Source organism: Mycobacterium sp. 852002-40037_SCH5390672 (genome assembly GCF_001665875.1).
Taxonomy (GTDB): Bacteria; Actinomycetota; Actinomycetes; order Mycobacteriales; family Mycobacteriaceae; genus Mycobacterium.
The window spans coordinates 274,536-293,318 of sequence record NZ_LZTA01000038.1; the positions used below are offsets into that span (position 1 = coordinate 274,536).

Annotated in this window: 6 protein-coding genes; 1 reads left to right on the top strand and 5 read right to left on the bottom strand. The window is 65.2% G+C overall.

Going from position 1 to position 18,783, the window contains the following annotated elements; all coding sequences use genetic code 11:
* Positions 1–56: 56 nt before the first annotated feature.
* Both A5782_RS06645 and A5782_RS06650 read right to left on the bottom strand, forming a co-directional pair.
* On the bottom strand, positions 57–3,068 hold the full coding sequence (locus A5782_RS06645; protein ID WP_082942805.1) for an RND family transporter: 3,012 nt from the start codon (positions 3,066–3,068) through the stop codon (positions 57–59).
* Positions 3,069–3,186: 118 nt separating this feature from the next.
* Positions 3,187–4,608 (bottom strand): condensation domain-containing protein, encoded by a 1,422-nt coding sequence (locus A5782_RS06650; protein ID WP_067097044.1) that lies wholly within the window; start codon positions 4,606–4,608, stop codon positions 3,187–3,189.
* A 287-nt stretch (positions 4,609–4,895) separates the two neighbouring features.
* On the opposite strand from A5782_RS06650, the gene A5782_RS06655 reads away from it, so the two are divergent.
* Positions 4,896–15,941, top strand: coding sequence for a type I polyketide synthase (locus A5782_RS06655; protein WP_067096784.1), 11,046 nt, complete (start codon positions 4,896–4,898; stop codon positions 15,939–15,941).
* 2 nt (positions 15,942–15,943) lie between these two features.
* On the opposite strand, the gene A5782_RS06660 is transcribed toward A5782_RS06655, so the two are convergent.
* The 3 genes from A5782_RS06660 to A5782_RS06670 are packed head-to-tail and all read right to left on the bottom strand — an operon-like array spanning position 15,944 to position 18,653.
* A complete protein-coding gene (locus A5782_RS06660) occupies positions 15,944–16,375 on the bottom strand; it encodes a PPOX class F420-dependent oxidoreductase (protein ID WP_067096787.1) in 432 nt (143 codons plus the stop codon).
* 3 nt (positions 16,376–16,378) lie between these two features.
* The gene (locus A5782_RS06665) at positions 16,379–17,485 is read right to left on the bottom strand and encodes an acyl-CoA dehydrogenase family protein (RefSeq protein WP_067096789.1); all 1,107 of its coding nucleotides are present in this window, start codon (positions 17,483–17,485) and stop codon (positions 16,379–16,381) included.
* 7 nt (positions 17,486–17,492) lie between these two features.
* Positions 17,493–18,653 carry an acyl-CoA dehydrogenase family protein gene (locus tag A5782_RS06670; RefSeq protein WP_067096791.1) on the bottom strand — a complete coding sequence of 387 codons (1,161 nt, stop codon included), beginning with the start codon at positions 18,651–18,653 and terminating at the stop codon, positions 17,493–17,495.
* Positions 18,654–18,783: the final 130 nt, after the last annotated feature.

Here is an 18,783-nt window from a genome sequence, read left to right on the forward strand (position 1 = left end):
CCTAGTCCTGACCGCTCGGATTCGCCTCGTAGTGTCACATACATCACGTGCGGGTGCTAACCGGGCCGCGGGTCGGCGCGTCCCTCCGGCGACCACAACGGCCGCCGTCGCACGCCCACTGGGGATGGCCACCAGTTCGCCCGTCCGACCAACGCGGCGATGGCGGGAACCGTGATGGTGCGAACCAAGAAGGTATCCAGCAGAATTCCCACCCCGATCACGAAACCACCCTGGACCACGGTGCTGATGCTGGAGAACAAGAGACCGCACATCGAGGCTGCGAAGATCAGACCTGCCGCGGTGATGACACCGCCCGTCGAACCCAGGGTCCGGATGATGCCGTAACGCACGCTGTGTCCAGACTCCTCCCGCATTCGTGAGACGAGCAGCATGTTGTAGTCGGCCCCCACCGCGACCAACACCACGAACGCCAGCGGGGGAACACTCCAATGTAATTGCTGGCCCAGTACGTATTGGAATACGAGCACGCCAATACCTACTGCCGACAAATACGAAATGACCACGGAGGCAACAAGATACAGCGGCGCAACAATCGCGCGCAGCAGCGCGATCAAGGTCAGCAGCACGACCAAGAGGGTTACCGCGATGATGAACCGGATATCGTGTTGGTAGTAATCCCGCGTGTCCTTCAGGGCGACGGTGTATCCCGCCATCGATACCGTGGCGTCCGCCAATGCGGTGTTCGGTTGGGCCCCTCGAGCGGCCGCTTCGATCGCGTTGACCTGGTCCATCGCTTCGGTGCTGAACGGATTGAGTTTGGTTTGAACCAGGTACCGCACGGAGTGGCCGTCGGGCGAAATGAAAGCCTTGGCGGCCTTCTGGAACTCCGCCAGGTGCAGCAGCTGGGGCGGGATATTGAACCCGGCCATAGCCGGTTGTGCCGCGTCGCGTTTCAGCGACAACAAAAACGCCGCTGACTCATTGAGTCCGCTGCCGAGCTGTTTGACTTGGTCGACCACTTGAGCCACTGCGTCGGCCACTTGGCGGCTCCCACCGGCGAATCGGTTTGCGCCATCTTGCAAGCTGTTCAGGTTGGTCTGTAGGCCACCGGGCTTATCCATCCCCAGGGAATGCAGCACGTTGGTGAGCTTCGCCAGTGCGGCACGCAGACGGTCGGTCGACGCTTTGAGCGCCCGTTTGTCCGGGTACTCCTGCAGTTGGTGGGCCAAATCATTGATCGCGTCTAGGTCTGCTTGATCGCGTGCGCCAACCAGTTGCTCAAATGTCCCGCGGGTGGTGCTGCACGACGGGTCGACGTCGCATCGCGGGTTACCCTGCAGCGCCGCCAGCACCGGGCCGATCCAAGCGAACATGTTCTTGGCCGCTGTGAAGTTCCAGCCCATCGCATTGCTGAGCGCGTTGACATGGTCGACGAGCTGGGCCGCGATGTCGACCTCTTTCACCAGCGCGTCGCCGGTGTACTGGTTCTTCGTCGACGAGAAGGCGTTCTCCACCTCCTGCACGCTGGCGGCCAGCTGGATGACCTGGCCCCGCATGTTGCCGAGGTTGTCGGCCAGCGTACCGGCCCCATCTACCAGCCGATTGAGGTCATTGGTGTGGTCTTTGATCAGGGTGGATCCGCCGGCCAGCAAGGTGCCGATAGCGCCCGCCTGATAGGTGGCTCTGAACTGTTCTGGCACATTCCCGGTGGGACGCGTAATGCCGCTGACTGCAGCAACGTTCGGCAATTGACTGACTCGGTCCGCCATTTGTTCCAGGTCCGCAAGGGTCTTCGGCGTGCGAAGGTCATGCGGTGATTGGACCAGGATGTACTGCGGAATGGACTGGTTCACCGGGAAGTGACGGTCCAGCGCCGCGTACCCGACGGAACTCGGGGCGGAAGACCGCAGTGCCTTGCGATCGTCGTAGTTGTAACGCACCAGGCCGGCGCAGCTGGCCAGAATGATCAACACAAGCACGCTGGCAATCAGATTGACCTTCGGTCGCCGCACGATGCGGATGCCCGAACGCCGCCAGAACCGGGCGGTCAGCTCGCGCCGTGGCGTGACCCAGCCACGCTGCCCCGCAAGCACCAGCACTGCCGGCAGCAACGTCACCGCGGCGAGGAATGCCACTCCGATCCCGATCGCCGCCGACACCCCAACCGTTTTGAAGACTCCCATCTGGGCGAAGCTGATGAGGAGAAACGTGATGCCGACGGTGGCGGCGGAGGCGGCGATCACTTTTCCGATCGAGAACATCGCGCGCTTGACGGCCTGATCGGAAGTCGCACCCGACCGCAAATAGTCGTGATACCGGCTGATGAGAAAGACTGCGTAATCCGTTCCGGCGCCGGCCATTATGGCGCTCAAGAACACGACGGACTGGTTTGAGACGCCCGCGCCGGTTAGTTGTGAGTAGCCCGCTACCACCGCCTGCGCGATCACCAGGGATATCCCGATCGTCAGCAACGGCAGCAGCATCGTGGCCGCGCTGCGGTAGATCACCAGCAGGACGATGAGCACCAGCACCGCGATCGCCAGCTCGATCGGCATCCGATCTTGAGCGCCCGCGACCGTGAGGTCGGCGACGGTCGCTGCGGGGCCGGTAAGGTTCGCCCTCAGCGGCGTGCCGCTGACGGCGAGTTTGACGACGTCGCCGATCCGGTTGAAAGCCGCGTACGAGCCGGGAGTGCCCAACTCACCCGCAACGCCGATCGGTACCACCCACGCTTTGTGGTCTTTGCTGGTAACGACAGAGCGCAACGCCGGTGTGCTGATGAAATCCTGCACCATGACCACATCGCGCGTGTCCCGGCGCAGCGCGTCCGCAAGTTTGCCGTAAGCGGCTTCGTCGGCGGGGCCGAGCCCCTTGTCGTCGGTCAGGACCACCAACAGGAGGTTTTCTGAGCCCGATTCGTGAAACGCCTCGGTCATCTTTCGGGCGGTGACGCTCGATGGCGCATCGCTGGGCAGGATAGCGAGCGGATGCTTCTCGGCCATCTCGCCCAGCGAGGGAAAAGTCAGCGGTAGCGCGACCGCAATCGCGACCCAGATCCCGACCACTACCCAGGGCCACCGCACCACAGAATCGGCTAGCCGTCGCATACCGCCCTCATCCCCGGGTTTCGCAGTCGGGTGTGCCCGCCGGCGACACTCGGCCATACTCGCCCGAGCCCGGTTAAACCACGCAATTTCGCCTCACGAGCCATCGAAGTGCTCCACGCTACGCGACGCGTCCCCAACTCCCGCTGCCGGCGACCCGCACGCAGACCGACTTCATCGCTTCCATGTAGCGGACAACCGACTTCCGGGCGACCGGGTTGTCGGGATGCATGATCGCCATGACCGTACCCTCGCCGTACCGGAAGATATAAATGGTCAGTTGATATGAATACCGGCCGTCAGGATAGATTCCGATATTGTTCGCAAGCCCTAGGTCGGCTGCGGCAAGAATGGCGTTGAGCGGAGCAGCGCCGCCATGAAAGAAGTTCGACACCGGAAAGTTTGGTCGTGGCCAGCGCAGCCACGGCGCCAGTTCCAACACGCGATAGTAGGGAACTTTCGCCATGTCCAGACTTGAATCGAAGGAAGTCTGCGCCGCCCACGCGGCATCGCCAAAAGAGGCCGCAGCTATGGGCACGGTGATGGGAATCAAACCGGTAAACCAGCCTTGCGTCATGAAATTGTCCGTGGCTTTGCGAGAATCCCTGGGAGTAAGCGCGTAATACGTAAGAGCCCCGGTAAATTCGTGCTCCACCAGGGCGAGGCAGGCGAACAGCCCCCCGACAAAGCGCGCGCCGACCGCCGCGCAGGCCGATTCGAATCGCTCCGTCTGTGTCGCGTCCATCAGGAGTTCCGAGGTCATGTCGCTGCTGCTGGACTCCCGCGGGTCACCCAGCGGGAGCGGGAACTCGGGAAAGCCACCGTTATTGTTCTCGGCGAAGTCGATCCACGCGCGCACCTCGGGCGAATCAACGGTCAGCGTTGACGTGTAGTCGCGTTCGCGGGTGCAGAAATCATCGAAGCTGCCGGCATCGGGAAGCGCAAGGGCCTCACCGCCTCCGCTCAACGCCGTGTACATGCCGTTGGCTTCCATCATCGTGGTGCCTATTAACGTCGCGTCCCCGTGGACATGATCCATGGCGGCGAAGAAAGTGAAGTGACTCTCGCTCTGGATAATCCCGAAGGTGAAGCAGCCCCACTCCAGCGGGCTCGGGATGGCCACGGCGTGAGCGTGTATTTCGTCAGCCGTCATCTCGCCGTGCTCGATCGGCGCGAATTCAATATCGGCAGGATCGCTCATGGTATGGCGGACGAACTCTCCGTTACCGATGTGCTCGAACCAACTGCGGAACGTGTCATGCCGACGCAGGTACGCGTTGACAGCGTGGTTCATGGCGGGAACATCGCACATCCCCGGCAGTTCGCAGGTAGCGATGATCTGCCGGGAGAAATTCAGCCCCGCGGCCGTCCGTTCACAGTAGTTACGAAGATGTTGGCCCTGCATATGGCTGACCGGCACAGCGCTCACTGGTGCTTGCCGGGCTTTTTCGATTGCCGCGGCCGTCGGGTGCCATGAGGTGACCGAGCCAGGGGTCAGCGTCCAATCATCGAGTGCGCCGATCGTAATCTTCCCGATGCGCAAAACTTCGTCCTCCTCGGTTTGAACGGCTGCGGCCACGCTGGCGGCGAGACCAAGATAACCCTCCGGGGCGATCACCTTCGCAGACATGCGCGGGCCACCGCCTACACTCGCTCACGGAACCGGGTGGGCCGTTGTAGAGATCGAACGGCCGAGCGGGGACGCAGGGCGGCAGCCGCACCGGCTGTCGTTGCACGGTGTGGGCGCGGTGTGCGCCTCCGGAAATGATTCTCCGAGCGCAACTGCCTCCCGCGGGAATCGATCTTGACCGGCCAAGAGAGGACAAGCGCATGCCATCCGTCAAGGGTTTGGAAGAGCCGGCATCGGGCTTTGCGATTGTCGGTTACGCGGCGCGATTTCCGGGAGCTGCTGATGCGGACGAGTTCTGGGATGTGTTGCGGCACGGCCGGGATGTGGTATCTGAAGTGCCGCAGGACCGGTGGGATGTCGACGAATTCTTCGACCCGGAACCGGGTGCGCCCGGCAAGGTCGTCACCCGTCGTGCCGGTTTCGTCGACGACGTAACGGGATTCGACGCGCCGTTCTTCGGTATGTCGACGCGCGAGGTCAGGCTGATGGACCCGCAGCACCGGATCTTGCTGGAAACGGCATGGCGCGCGGTCGAGCATTCGGGCACTGCACCAACTGATCTGGCGAACAGCAACACTGGTGTCTTCGTCGGTTTGGCCACGCACGACTACCTGGGAATGGTGTCCGACGAGCTGACTTACGCCGAAATCGAGGCCTACCTGGCCATCGGGACATCAAACGCCGCGGCGGCGGGCCGGATCAGCTATCGGTTGGGGCTGCAGGGTCCGGCAGTCGCCGTCGACACGGCGTGCAGCTCGTCGCTGGTGGCCATCCATCAGGCGTGCCAAGCGCTGCGCCTCGGCGAATGCGACCTGGCGCTGGCCGGCGGGGCGAACGTACTGCTCACCCCGGCGACCATGATCACGTTCTCCAGCGCGCACATGCTCGCACCCGACGGCCGGTGCAAGACATTCGACGCGGCGGCGGACGGCTATGTACGCGGCGAGGGCTGCGGTGTCATCGTGATCAAGCGCCTCGAGGACGCGATCCGCGACGGTGATCGGATACGCGCCGTGATCCGCGGCAGCGCGATCAACCAGGACGGGGCTTCGGGCGGATTGACCGTGCCGAACGGCGTTGCCCAACAACGTGTTATCGCCGACGCGCTGAAGCGAGCCAACCTCGAACCCCGCGACATCGGGTACCTGGAAGCGCACGGCACCGGGACATCACTGGGTGACCCCATCGAAGCCCAGGCCGCGGGTGCGGTGCTCGGCGCCGGACGCGAACCCGGCCGGCCGCTGCTGATGGGCTCGGTGAAGACGAATATCGGACATCTGGAAGCAGCCGCTGGTATTGCCGGCGTCATTAAAGTCATCCTGTCGCTCGAGAACGAACTACTGCCGCAACACCTCCACTTTCAGAACCCGTCGCCCCACATTCCCTGGGATCGGCTCGCAGTGCAGGTTGTTCAGGAGGCCACCGCCTGGGAACGCAACGGAGAGCCGCGCATTGCGGGAATCAGCTCATTTGGATTCGCCGGCACGAACGCTCACGTCATTCTCGAGGAAGCACCCGAGCAAACCAAACCGGTTCTCGCGGCACCGGTTCCCCTCGATCATCCCGGGGACCGACGGTTCAGCATCCTTCCGCTCTCGGCGCGAACGCCCGCCGCGTTGGCGCGGCTCGCCGCTGACTACCGCAGTTGGTTGAGCGCGCACCCGGAGGCGACCCTGCGCGACGTGTGCTTCACCGCCGGCGCGGGGCGAGCACACTTGGAGCAGCGGGCCGCGTTGGTGGTCAACTCGCGAGAATCTGCCATGGAGCTACTCGGCGCACTCGCGGAAGATCGCCCGGCACCCGGATTATTCCGCGGCGAATCCCACGACCCACCGAAGACGGCGTGGCTGTTCACCGGTCAAGGCAGCCAATACCCCGGCATGGCTCAAGAGTTGTTCGACACCGAGCCGGTGTTTGCCGAGACACTGAATCATTGCGCTGCTGCGGTCGCCGGCGTTCTCGAAAAGCCGTTGCTGGACGTAATTTTCGGCGCGGACAGCCCGGACGGCGACGCGACGCTGCAGCAGACCTCCTACGCACAGCCCGCGCTCTTTGCGGTGGAGATGGGCCTGGCCCGACTCTGGCAATCATGGGGCTTCGAACCGGACGTCGTGCTGGGCCACAGCGTCGGCCAGTATTCGGCGGCCTGCGTGGCAGACGTGCTCAGCCTCGAAGACGGCGCGCTGCTGACGGCCGAACGTGGTCGTCTCTTCGGCAGTCTGCCCGCGGGTGGCCGGATGGTTGCGGTGTTCACTGCCGCCGAGCGAGTCGAGCGACTGACCGACGATTGCCCGGCTGTGTCGGTCGCCGCCTACAACGGCGCCAACACCGTATTATCCGGCCCCGCAGCCGATCTGGAGCAGGCGGTGGCCGGACTGACGGCCGACGGTATCCGATGTGACTGGCTGGACACCAGCCACGCGTTCCACTCAGCGCTTCTGGACCCCATCCTCGACGAATTCGAATCGTTTGCGGGGCAGTTCGACTTCAAAGCGCCTCAACGCATCTTGATCGACAACCGCACCGGCGCCGCGCTCGGCCGGAGCGTGAAGCTCGATGGCGCCTATTGGCGCCGGCACGCGCGACAACCGGTGGAATTCGCCAAGAGCGTGCGCACTCTTGCCGAGCTGAGCTGCAAGGTGCTACTCGAGATCGGTCCCCGACCGGTGCTCACCGCCTCGGCTCTGAGTGCATGGCCTGATCCGGCCACCGCACCGCGAGCGATCCCGTCGCTGCGCCGAAATACCGCTGACCACCGCCAGATCACCGAAGCAGTCGCCGATGCGTATGTCTTGGGTCACCTGCCCGACTTTGACGCTTTGCGGCAGGCGCACACGCAAAAACTCGATCTACCCACCTATCCTTTCGAGCGTCGCCAGTACTGGTTCCGCAATGATCGTGAGCGCCCCGAACAACGACAGGACGTCGACGCACCGCGTACCGAAGCCGTGCGCCTGCTCGAGGACGGCCGGATCCAGGAACTGGCAACCCTGATTGACGGTGTGAGCGGTGATGATCAGACCGTGCAGGTGCTCACCAAGCTTGCAGCACAACACAATCAACAGCGCACGACCCGGCCCGTCGCGAACGACCGCTACGAGATCCGGTGGGACAAAACAACAACTCCGCCTTCCCGCGCAGAAGTGGTCGGTGAGTCGAGCTGGATCATCGTCGGCGACGATACGGATTCCGTCCAGCCGTTGGTCGACTGGCTGACTGCACGCAACCAACGGCATCGGGTCGTCGGGTTACCGGCGTCCGACGCCGACGAGGAACAGCTCGTTGGCGCATTACGCGCTGCCGCTGCAGACGATTCGACGCTACGCATCGTGCATGTCGCGGCTTTGGCGGCCGGGACCACACCAACGATGCGCTCACTGTTGCGGACGCAACACCGGATCCTTGGCGGAACACGGCGGCTCTTTCGCGCTGCGTTCGCCGCCGAGCTACGCAGCCCCATCTGGATCGTGACGCGCGGCGCGCAGCGCGTCACCGACACCGACACTGTGGCGCCGCATCAGAGTTGCCTGTGGGGTTTCGGTCGCGCCGCATCGCTGGAGCTTCCGCAGGTATGGGGCGGACTCGCCGATCTGGGCGCAGGGACTGCCGGCGAATGGTCTCGGCTCATGGACCGGATCAGCACGCCGCGCGACTCGGTCGCCAGGGAAGACCAGCTCGCACTGCGTGATGAGGCGGTCTACGTTCCCCGGTTGGTTCGGCGCACTGAACCCTCGCGTGGAGCGCCGCTGCAGATACGGGACAACGCAACGTATTTGGTGACCGGCGGGCTGGGTGCGATCGGACTCGAGATCGCCGGATACCTGGCAGCGAACGGCGCCGGGCATCTGGTGCTGACCAGCCGGCGCGCGCCAACCGATGCCGTCCAACAGCGCATCGATGCACTGGGCGAAGCGCACGGGTGCCAAATCCGGGTCGTCACCGCCGATGTCGCCGATGCGCACGACGTCGCCCGCCTGCTGGCAGGCGTGCAAGCCGAGCTGCCGCCGTTGGCAGGCATCGTCCACGCGGCGGGTGAGGTCGGCACCACGCCGCTGAGCGCCCTTGAGGACGCCGAGGTCGATCGCGTGTTCGCCGGCAAGGTCTGGGGTGCTTGGCATTTGAGCGAAGCGGCGGCTGATCTGCAGCTCGACTTCTTCATCAGCACTTCCTCGATCGCCTCGGTGTGGGGCGGATTCGGCCAGAGCGCCTACAGCGCGGCGAACGCCTTCCTCGACGGTCTCGCCTGGCGCCTGCGTGAGCAGGGCATCCTCGGCGTCAGCGTCAATTTCGGGCCGTGGTCGGCGGGCATGGCGGACGCGGAATCTCGTGCTCGACTGGATCAGCGTGGCATCCGGACGCTGGCACCGGCCGATGCGCTTGCGGGTTTGGCCGATGTTGTGGCGACCGCTCCGGCGCAGGGCCCCGCACACGCAGTTGTGGCCCGGGTCGACTGGGACCGCTTCTTGCCGCTCTACCAGCAAGCCGGTAGACGGGCGTTCCTGGCGGAGTTGGAGCGCGAGGTGCCCAGCCTGATGAATACCGCGGGGCCTTCCGCAACTCCCGCTGGGAAGACCCCGTTGGTCGAGCGGCTCACGAGCGCTCCGGTGCTGCAGCGCAAGAAACTGTTGACCGATTATCTGCGGGATGCGGTCGCGGAGGTGACGCGGGTCGATGCCGCGGAAATCCGCGAGGACGCAGGGTTTTTCGATCTCGGCATGGATTCGTTGATGGCGGTCGAATTGCGGCGCCGCATCGAACAAGGGGTGGGCAAGCAGGTCCCGGCCACCCTGGCCATGGATCACCCGCGGCTGTCCGACGTGGCCGACTACCTGCTCGGCGAAGTGCTCGAGCTCGGTGATCAGGCATCCTCCAAACCCAGACCTCAGCCGACAGCCGAGGTGACGACGCGCACGGATGAACCGATCGCGATCGTCGCGGTGTCGTGCCGTTTCCCCGGCGCGCCCGATCCGGAAGCGTTCTGGGAGGTGTTGTCCGGCGGTGTCGATGCGATCCGGGAGGTCCCGGAGGACCGATTCGACATCGACGAGTTCTACGATCCGGATCCGGACGCTCCGGGCAAGACGTACACGCGGTTCGGCGGATTCCTCGACGAAATAGACGGATTCGATCCCGAATTCTTCGGCATCTCGCCCCGCGAGGCTGTCTGGATCGAGCCGCAGCAACGTCTGATGCTCGAAACGGTATGGGAAGGCCTGGAACGCGCCGGGCTCTCGCCGGCGACATTGCGCGGCAGCCGAACCGGAGTTTTCGTGGGTGTGGCGGCCAACGAGTATGCGCACCTGCTGTCGTCGGAGTCGATCGACAAGATCGAACCGCACTTCATCACCGGCAATGCGCTCAACGCCATCTCCGGTCGCGTTGCCTTCGCCCTGGGACTCGAAGGACCGGCGGTCGCGATCGACACCGCATGCAGCTCGGCGCTGGTGGCCGTCCATCAAGCCTGCCAGGCATTGCACTCAGGTGACTGTGACATGGCGTTGGCCGGGGGCGTGAACGTCTTGCTCAGTCCAGTGACCGTTGTTGCTGCCTCGCGCGCGAGAATGCTTTCCCCGGTGGGGCGATGCAAGACCTTCGACGCCTCCGCCGACGGTTACGTGCGCAGTGAAGGCTGCGGGATTCTCGTGCTCAAGCGACTGAGCGACGCCGAGCGCGAAGGTGATCGGATCTGTGCGGTCATTGCCAGCAGCGCGGTCAATCAGGACGGGGCATCCAGTGGCCTGACAGTGCCCAATGGTGGTGCACAGCAACGGCTTATCGGGACGGCGCTGGCTCGTGCCGGTCTGGCAGGCGGAGATGTCGATTACCTCGAGGCGCATGGGACGGGCACCCCGCTGGGCGATCCGATCGAGGTGCAGGCGGCGGCCGCCGCCTACGCCGGCTCGCGCGACGCGGACCGGCCGCTGCTGATGGGCTCGGTGAAGACCAACATCGGTCACACCGAATCCGCGTCAGGCGCAGCAGGTCTGATCAAAGTTGTGTTGTCGCTGCAGCACGACGTCCTGCCGCAAAGTCTCCACTTCGAGGAGCCGTCGCCGCACATCCCGTGGGATTCGCTGCCGGTACGGGTCGTGGACAAGGCGATGCCGTGGCGGCCCAACGGCAGACCGCGGCGCGCCGGCGTGAGCTCCTTCGGGTTCACCGGTACCAACGCGCATGTGCTGGTGGAGGAGGCTCCGGCGCGAGCTGTGTCCGCCGACGGGCAGATCGCCGACAATGTCGCGACGGAGTCGGCGTCGCAAGCTCAGCCTGATCAGGCCAGGGTGCTGGCGCTATCCGCGCGGTCACCGGAAGCACTGATGGCGCTGGCGCAGCGTTACGAGGCCTGGCTGGGCTCCCACCCCGATGCAGACCTCGCCGAGGTATGCCTGACCGCCGGAACGGGCCGTTCTCACTTCGAGCATCGCGCCGCGCTGGTCGTGGATTCGGTCGCGGGCGCGCGCGACGCCCTGGCCGAGCTGGCTGAGAACCGCCTGCGGCCCGGTGTGGTACGTGGCGAGCACGCACACCACCCGACAACCGCATGGTTGTTCACCGGCCAGGGCAGCCAGTATTCGGCGATGGCGCGTGAGTTGTTCGACACCGAACCGGTTTTCGCCGAAACCGTGACGCGCTGTGCCGATGCGGTCAATGACATATTGCCGCATCCATTGCTGGAGGTGCTGTTCGCCACCGATCGCGAAACCGGAGGCGAAGCCGGAGAAAGGCTGCGGCACACCTCGTTTGCGCAGCCGGCGCTTTTCGCCGTCGAGATGGGCCTCGCCCGGCTGTGGCAGTCGTGGGGAATCCAGCCCGACGTGGTGCTGGGGCACAGCGTGGGTCAATACGCAGCCGCATGTGTGGCAGGCGTGTTCAGTCTCGAGGACGGCGCCCGGCTAATGGCCGAGCGCGGACGAATGTTCGGCAGCCTGCCCGAAGGCGGGCGCATGGTGGCTGTGTTCTCCGACGCCAAGCACGTTGAGGAGGTCGCCGGCGAATTTCCGCGAGTGTCGGTCGCTGCCTACAACGGACCCAACACCGTGCTTTCGGGTCCGGGTGAGGACGTGGAGCAGATCGCCGCCAAGTTCGGTGACGAGGGAATCCGCTGCACCGGGCTGCAGACCAGCCACGCCTTCCACTCCGAGCTGTTGGACCCGGTGCTCGACGAATTCGAGGCGTACGCCGCGCAATTGCAATTTGCCGCGCCGAGCATGCCGCTGGTCTGCAACCGCACCGGTGCCGTGCTCACGAGCCAAACCCCGCTGGACGCCCCGTACTGGCGGCGGCATTCCCGACAGCCGGTGCAGTTCGCCGAAAGTGTGCGCACCGTGGCGGCGCTGGGCTGCTCGGTGTTGATGGAGATCGGCCCGCAACCGGTGCTGACCGGCGCCGCGGTACAGGTTTGGCCAGAGCACCTTGCCGCACCGCGCGCGATCGTCTCGCTGCGTAAGGGCGTCGGTGATCGGCGTCAGATCGCCGACGCGCTGGCCGCGGCCTACGTCGGCGGCCATCGTCTCGATTTCGCTGCGCTACATGATCAGCCTTGTCGCAGAATCGAACTGCCCACTTATCCGTTCCAGCGCCGCCGCTTCTGGCCTAAGACGTCCGGCATCGCGGTCGACGGTCCGGCCGTATCGGGAATCCTCGGTAATGCGAAAGACCTCGCCTCGGGCGACTCCGTCTACACCAGCAGGTTGTCCGTCAAATCGCAGCCTTGGCTATCCGATCACGTCATCTACGGCACGGTCGTCGTGCCCGGGGCGACCTACGCGGCAATGGCATTGGCCGCGGTCGGTACTCCGGCGCGGGCGAAGGATGTCTTCTTCTACGAGCCGATCATCCTGCCCGAAAAGAGTTCTCGTGAAGTACAGCTGACCTTGCATCCGATACAGGACGGCCGGGAGTCCAGATTCCAAGTGCACAGCCGTCCATACGGCGAGCGTGGCGCCGAATGGTCGTTGAACGCCGAAGGCACCGTGGTCGCCGGCGTGGATGACATCGGTGACGAACCGGTATCCGACGGTGATCCGGTCGACGAAACGCTCGAGCGACTGAACCGCATGCGTCCTCAGGAGTTGTTCGAGACCTTCGCCGACTTGGAGCTGGCCTGGGGACCGACCTGGTCCGGTTCCCTGAAGTCGCTGTGGCTCGGCGAGGGCGAAGCGATCGGCGACATCCTCGTCGGCGAAGAACTTGCCGAACAACTCGGCAGCGAGCCGATGCACCCGGTGCTGATGGATCTGTGCACCGGAGTCGCTTTCCCCGCGTTCCCGGCGCTTCTCGCGGCCGAACAGGGCGTCAACGATCTGTTCCTGCCGCTGCGGTACGGGCAAGTGATGTTGCGGGAGAAGATGCCACGGCGGTTCTACTGCCGTGCGAGGTGGCACAGCAGCGAACTCAACAGCGAAACCCAGGTCTTCGACCTCGATTTCGTCGACCGGGATGGTCGCCAGTTGGGTGGGATTCGCGAGTTCACTGTCAAACGTGCACCGCGCGAGGCGTTGCTGCGCGGGCTGGGCGGCGATGCCACCCGGTTGCTGTACAGCCTTGGCTGGCACGAGGTGCCGCCGCCATCGCGCGAAGAAGCCGCAGAAGTCACCGGCACCTGGCTGATCGCCGGCTTCGACGAACTGGCGGCCACGGTGCCGGGCTGCGTCCCGCTCGACCGCAGCATCGATCCGGAGCCGTTGGGACAGGTGCTGGCACAGGCTGCCGAGCGCGGGCTGCCGTTCACCGGCGTCGTGTGGCGCAGCAGCGGACCGAACAAAGAAGACGGCGCCGGCTCGGAAAACTGGGCCGGCCGCCTCGAAACGGAAATCACCAATCTGCTCAGCGCCGTGCATGCGGTGCAAGGCGGCGCGGTGAAACTGCCTGGCGGACTGTGGATCGTCACCGAACGGGCCGTGGCCACCGAATCCGGCGAACAGGTAGACCCGGTGCAGGCGGCACTGTGGGGATTCGGCCGCACCACCATCAACGAGGAACCGGTACTGCGCGCCAAGTTGGTCGATTGCGACGGGTCACCCGAGGCCGTGCAGGCACTGGCCCACTTGCTGGCGACCCCGGTTGACGAACCGGAACTCGCGGTGCGACAAGGAAAGCTGCTGGCCTCCCGGTTATTGCCATGGTCGCGCAGCGGTCATCTCACGGTGCCGCGTGCAGGCGACTACGTCCTGGCCCCCACCGAACGCGGCGCCATTGACAACCTGCGGCTGACCGAAGTGGACGTGGCGCCCCCGGACGCGGGCTACGTGCAGGTCCGGGTGGAGGCCTCGGGCCTCAACTTCCGCGATGTGCTCAACGTCCTCGGCCTCTACCCGGGCGACCCCGGGCCGATCGGTGGAGACTTCGCGGGTGTCGTCACCCAGCTGGGCGAGGGCGTCGCCGGAGTCGAGGTGGGCCAGCGCGTCTACGGCTTCATGCAGGGGGCGTTCTCCAGCCGGTTCAACGTGCCTGCCCAGTTGCTGGCGCCGATCCCGGACGGGGTGAGCGCGGTCGAGGCGGCGACGATTCCCGCTGCGGCGCTGACGGTTCGGCTCGCGTTCGACTGGGCGCAGCTGAAGCCCGGCGAGCGTGTGCTCATCCACGCCGCCAGCGGTGGTGTCGGCCTGGCGGCGATTCAGATGGCACAGCAGTGTGGTGCCGTCGTCTTCGCCACGGCCAGCACCTTCAAACGTGCGACGTTGCGCAAGTTGGGTGTGGAGCACGTCTACGACTCGCGCACAACGGATTTCGCCGACCAGATCCTGGCTGATACCGATGGTGCCGGCGTCGACGTGGTGCTCAACAGCCTGACCAGTGAGGGATTCCTCGAAGCGACCGTGCGGGCCACCGCCCACAATGGCCGCTTCGCTGAGATCGCCAAACGTGACATCTGGACGCCTGAGCAGATGGCGCAGGCTCGTCCCGACATCGCCTACGAGATCGTGGCGCTGGACACCGTGACCTTCCAGGAGCCCGAACGTATTCGGAGCTTGCTGATGGAGGTCTCGGAAGGATTGGCCAAGGGCGAGTGGACACCGCTGCCCGCCGAGATTTACCCGCTGACCGAGGCGAGGGCCGCATTCCGCCGGATGCAGCAAGCGCGGCACATCGGAAAGATCGTGGTTCAGACACCGAATCCGCTGCAGCCCCAGGCGGATCGGAGCTACCTGATCACCGGCGGACTCGGTGCGATCGGTCTGCACACGGCGTCGTATCTGGCTCAACTCGGTGCGGGTGACATCGTGTTGACCAGCCGGCGCGCGCCCGGTGCGGACGTGCAACAGGCAATCGACGAGATCGCCGAGCGCTACAAGTGCCGCATCCACGTGTTCTGCGCCGATGTCGGCTCGGAGTCCGACGTCGCGAAGCTGTTGGAGCGCATCCGCGCGGAGTTGCCCCCGTTAGCCGGTGTGGCACATTTGGCGGGGGTGCTCGACGATGCGCTGCTGTCCCAGCAGAGCCTGGAGCGATTCCGAACAACCTTGACGCCCAAGGCGTTCGGCGCGTGCCATTTGGACAGATTGACGCAGGACGACGATCTGGACTTCTTCATCGTGTCCTCCTCGGTGTCGAGCTTGTTCGGTTCGCCCGGTCAGTCCAACTACGCGACCGCCAATGCCCTGCTCGACGGCCTGGTCGCGCGGCGAAGGGCGCAAGGCTTGCCGGCCACCGGCGTCAACTTCGGTCCCTGGGCCCAGGGTGGCATGGCCTCTTCGGAGGCCGCGACCGCCAATATCAGTGCGCAGGGCCTGATTCCGCTGGAACCGGCGGCCGCGCTCGGTGCCCTCGCCGAGGTCGTGGCGAATGGAACGGGCCAGGCCACCGTGCTCAAGGCCAACTGGCAGCGTGCCGCGAAGGTGCTGGGCAGTTCGCGCCCACCGATCCTCGACCTCGTGTTGCCCAGTGCCGTCGGAGAGGTGACCGGTGACAGCGAATTGCTCAAGCAGCTGATGGAGATTCCGGTGCCGCAGCGCGCCGGCTTCGTGACCGAATTCCTTCAACGGGAGGTGCAGAACTTCCTGCGGCTCGCGTCGCCGCCCGCCGCAAGCAGTCGGTTCCTGGACCTGGGTACGGATTCACTGATGGCGATCGAACTCCGCAACCGGCTGCACAGTCAGTTCGGCGGCAAGTTCACGATCAACGCGACAGCGGTCTTCGACTATCCGACCATCGGGGGCCTTGCCGAATATCTCGTGGGTCAGCTGTCCGAGGCGGACTCAGAGCCGGGCGAGGCGGAATCGATTGCCGCGCCAGAGTCCAACTGATGTCAGGCGCTGATGTCGAAACCGGTGATGACCTTGGTTGGGCGGACCCGTACCAATAGTTCGCCGGGTGCGGAGTTGCGGCGGCCGAACTCCTCGGCCCGCTCGGCGCCCATGTAGCGGCCGCCGGTGCGGGTCGCGATGCGCAGCACGTCCTGCGGATCCTCCGTCACCGTCGCGACCCCCTGCACCTGCACAAACGAGTAGGGCGGGTGGGGGTCGTCGACACAGATCACGACTCGCGAATCACGGGCCAGCGCACGGCCTTTCGACGTGCCGCGGCCGGTGTTGAACGCCAGATGGCCATCGTCGACGACAAACCACACCGGGGCGACCAGGGGCCTGCCGTCGGCGGCAACGTACCCCAGCATCCCGGTACGGGTGCCGGCTGACAGGAACTCGATGACCCTCTCGGTCAACTCCGCGGGCTCGGCCATTCGTTACAGGCGGGCCAGGTCGTAGTCGCCGAGGTGGTCAATCAGATTGTGCAGGTGCTCACCCGAGGTGCCCAGCGTGTGTTCGATCGCGGTGAGCCGGGCGGCGTAGTGGCTGACCGGATATTCCACCGTCACCCCGATGCCGCCATGCATCTGGACCGACTCCTGCGCGATGTGCCGGCCCGAGCGGCCGACCTGCAGCTTGGCGCGCGAGGCGATCACCGGGTCGATGTCGCCGTCGGCGATCGACATGGCCGCATACAGGGTCATGCTGCGGGCCAATTCGAGCGAGACGTACATGTCGGCCGCGCGCTGGGTGAGCGCCTGGAATTTGTTGAGCGTGACGCCGAATTGCTTGCGGGTCTTCAGGTAATCGGTCGTCAGGCGCAGTGATTCCTCCATTGCGCCCAGCGCTTCGGCGCACAACGCCGACTGGATGCGCACGATGGCGTCGCGAATGGGGCCCGATGCGTCGATGGCCTCGCCAAGAGGTTCGGCGGGGGTGGAGTCCAGATCGATCTGGGCGCCGCGCTGTCCGTCGAACGTCCGGTACGGGTGCCTGGTCACCGATGCCGCATCGACCAGGAACAGACCGGTGCCGCCGCTCGGCAAGGCGGCGCTGACCACCAAGGTGTCCGCACAGTCCCCCGCGAGCACCGGGTTCTTCCGGCCGCTCAAGGTCCACGAATCACCTTGCTGCGCAGCCTTGGTGACCACCTCGGTGGACGGCTTGCGCTGGCCCGGCTCGAGGTGGGCGAACGCCAGCAGTCGCTGTCCGCCCGCGACCTCGTCCAGCAGTTCCTTCTGCTCAGCGCTGCCCAGCTCGGCGATCAGCGCACCGGGGCCCAACGCGGCGTGCAGCACCGGTTCGGGGGCCAGCCGGCGTCCGACCTCGTTGAGTACCACCATGATCTCGATCTGGCCGGACTCCTCCGGATCGAAGCCGAGGCCCAGAATCCCGGTGTCGGCGAGTTGATTCCAGACCTCGCGGCTCCAGCCGAGATCGGAGCCGATGATCTTGTTGCGGCTTTCTGGGTCATAGGTGCGCGACAGCAGGTCGCGGGTGGTGTCGCGGAGCAGGCTTTGCTCGTCGCTCAACTGAAAGTCCATGGCTGCCTCACAATCCCAGAATCGTCGACGCGATGATGTTGCGCTGCACCTCGCTGCTACCGCCGTAGATCGACGTCTTGCGATAGTTGAGGTAGTGCGGCGCACTGTGTTGCGCCCAGGCCGGGGACGCAATGTCTTCGCCGTTGGCCGGCAGCGCATCCGGGCCGGCCACCTCGACGAGCAGTTCGGTGGCCGCCTGTTGCAACTGGCTGCCGCGCAGCTTGAGCACCGACGACGCCGGATTGGGCTGCCCGTTCGCGGAGTCGGTGACCACCCGCGACTGGGTGAGTTCCAGTGCCAAGAGCTCGTTTTCGGCCTCGGCCAGCCGCGCCGCGAACAGCGGATCGTTGAGCACCCCGGTAGCCGCGGCGTGTTTCTTCACCTCGGCGAGGCGCACCTTGGTCCGCCCCACACCCGCGATGCCGGTGCGCTCGTTGCCCAGCAGGAATTTTGCGTATGTCCAGCCCTGATTCTCTTCTCCGACAAGCTGATTGGCGGGCACTCGGACGTCTTCGAAGAAGACCTCGTTGATCTCGTGGCCGCCGTCGATCGTCTTGATGGGTCGCAGGGTGATGCCCGGCGTGTTCATGTCGAACAGCAGGAACGAGATGCCGGCCTGCCGCTTGGGCGCCTGCGGGTCGGTGCGGACCAGGCAGAAGATCCAGTCCGCGTACTGGCCGAGCGTGGTCCAGGTCTTCTGACCATTGACGACGTAGTTGTCGCCGTCGCGCACCGCGGTGGTGCGCAGCGACGCCAGGTCCGAACCCGCCTCGGGCTCGGAGAAGCCTTGGCACCACCAGATGTCGAGACTGGCCGTGGGAGGCAGGAAGCGTTGTTTGACCTCCTCCGAACCGAATTCGGCGATCACCGGGCCCACCATCTTGGTGTTGAAGTTGAGCGGCTCCGGGACGCATGCCAGCTGCATTTCGTCGGCCCAGATCTGATGCTGGGTCGGCGTCCAGTCCTTGCCACCCCACTCGACAGGCCAGTTCGGTACCGCCAGGCCGTGCTCGTGCAGGATCTTGTGGCTGGCGACGATGTCGTCGTGGTTCACTTCCGCCGAGCCCCGGCGCACCCGCTCGCGCACTTCCTCTGGGATCTTGGTCGTGTAGATGTTGCGAAGTTCGTCGCGGAATGCGGCTTCCTCGGGCGTGAGCGCCAGTTGCATGGCAGCCTCCTGTCGTTTCGGGGTGAGGGTGACGATGCAGCGTCCAGAGCTGTCTTCTGGCGATGCTGGTCGTTCGCTCGACTTCCATCTTGACCCATCCCTCGCGGGTCTCGTGCACAGCCTCGGGTTA